The sequence below is a fragment of the Streptomyces sp. NPDC060205 genome, assembly GCF_042728395.1.
GTDB lineage: Bacteria > Actinomycetota > Actinomycetes > Streptomycetales > Streptomycetaceae > Streptomyces.
Genome location: NZ_JBHWZP010000614.1, coordinates 1 through 1,837 on the forward strand (window position 1 = coordinate 1; position 1,837 = coordinate 1,837).

Here is a 1,837-nt window from a genome sequence, read left to right on the forward strand (position 1 = left end):
GGAATTGTCAGACAGGCCCTAGCGCAGGGGTACGTCGACGAGCATCGGCCGTGTCAGTTCACCGGCCCCCGCGACGAGGTCGCGCAGTTGGTCCGCGCTGCCCGTGCGTACGGCGTCGACTCCGAAGAAGCGGGCCGCCTGGGTGAAGTCGAGGCGGCCCAGCTCGGTGCCGGGGCAGGTCCCGGTGCCGCCTCTCGCCTCGTAGGTGTCCTGGAGGGTGCGGTAGGCGCCGTTGCCCATCACCACGAACAGCACGGGAGCCGCGTACCGTGCCGCGCTCCACAAGCCCTGGAGGCCGAAGAGGGTGCAGCCGTCGCCGAGCACGGCGACCACGGGCCGGCCCGGTTCGGCCAGCGCCCGGCCGACCGCGGCGCCGATCCCCCAGCCGAGGCCGCCGCCGACGGTGTGCGTGTAGCTGCCCGGCTGGTCGAGGCGGACGAGTCTGCGCAGCAGCAGGCCCACCGTGATGGCCTCCTCGACGACCGCCGTGCCGGGCGGCAGTCCGCGCGCCACGGCGTGGGCGGCGGCCCAGGGGGCCAGGGGTGCCGGGGAGTACGCGGCGCGCGCGGCGGCTTCCGTACGGCCGCGTTCGGCCGTGTGCCGGTCGCCGGCCCGCAGCACTCTGCTCTTCGCGGTGTGCGCGGGAATGCGTTCCGGCAGCAGTTCGGCGAGCCGGTCCAGGGACGGCCCGAGTGCGCCCACGAGACCGTGGTCGGCGGGGAAGTTGCGGCCGATCTCGTCCGGGTCGGAGTCGAGCTGGACGACGGTGATGCCGGGCGGCAGCGCGGGGCCCGGGGTGTAGTGGTGCGGCGTGAAGGCGTGCGCTCCCACGATGAACAGGGTGTCGTACGGGTCCAGTGCGGCCCGGATCGCGTCGTGGCGCGGTGGCAGCATCCCCGCGTACAGGGGGTGGGTGGTCGGGAAGTTCAGGAAGTCCGCCATCGGCTGGTGGTGCACGGGGGCCCCGCAGGCCTCGGCGGTGCGCACGAGCGCGGCCGTGGCGTCCTCGCGGCCCACACCGTCCCCCGCGACGATCACGGGCCGTGCCCCGGCGCCGAGCAGGACGGCGGCCCTGTCGAGTCCGCCGGCCGGCGCGGGTCTGGGTGCCGGCGTACGGGCGGGGACCTCGACCTCGGTGTCCTCCGCGAGCAGGTCCATGGGCACGGACACGAGCACCGGCCCGGCCGGCGGTCTGGCGGCGAGCGCGAAGGCGCGGCGCAGTGCGAGCGGCAGGTCGCGGGCGTGCTGGATGTCGTACGCGGCCTTCACTGCCGGTGCGGCGAGCGCGACGAGGTCGGCGCTGAGCATGGGGTCCTGCTGGAGGTGGCGGCGGTCCTGCTGACCGGCCATCACCACCAGCGGGGTGCGTGAGCGGCGGGCGTTGAGCAGGCCGATGAGTCCGTTGGCGAGGCCGGCCGCGATGTGCAGGCTGACGAAGGCGGTCCTGCCGGTGGCTCGGGCGTATCCGTCCGCCATGGAGACGACCGCGCCCTCGTGGACGCCGAGGACGTACTCGGGTGCCTGCTCGGCGTCCGCGAGGGCTGCCAGGAACGGCAGTTCGGTGGTGCCGGGGTTGCCGAAGACGCGGTCCACGCCCTCGCCGCGCAGGATGTCGAGCAGGGCGGGGGCGGGGCGGCGACCCATCGTTGGCTCCTCGTGGGGACGGGACCGGTCGCCGCCAGCGTGGGGGAACCGCCCCACGGGTGCAAGGGGCCCGTACCACTCAGCGATACCGGGTGGCCGGGTGTTGTCGTCTGCGGCGCCGTCGTGGCTGGTCGCGCAGTTCCCCGCGCCCCTCAGGGGCGAAAAGCAGGGGCGCAGCCCCGCTTTTCAGGGG

Annotated in this window: 1 protein-coding gene; it reads right to left on the reverse strand. The window is 74.9% G+C overall.

Annotated elements, in window-relative coordinates; translation table 11 throughout:
• Positions 1 to 18: 18 nt before the first annotated feature.
• Positions 19 to 1,644, reverse strand: a complete 1,626-nt coding sequence (locus ACFWGJ_RS43510; protein ID WP_387334516.1) for a thiamine pyrophosphate-binding protein — start codon at positions 1,642 to 1,644, stop codon at positions 19 to 21.
• Positions 1,645 to 1,837 lie beyond the last annotated feature (193 nt).

What these genes read in the sequence shown, in the direction of transcription:
- ACFWGJ_RS43510 (WP_387334516.1), bottom strand. Translation starts at nt 1,644, where the DNA reads ATGGGTCGCCGCCCCGCCCCCGCCCTGCTCGACATCCTGCGCGGCGAG.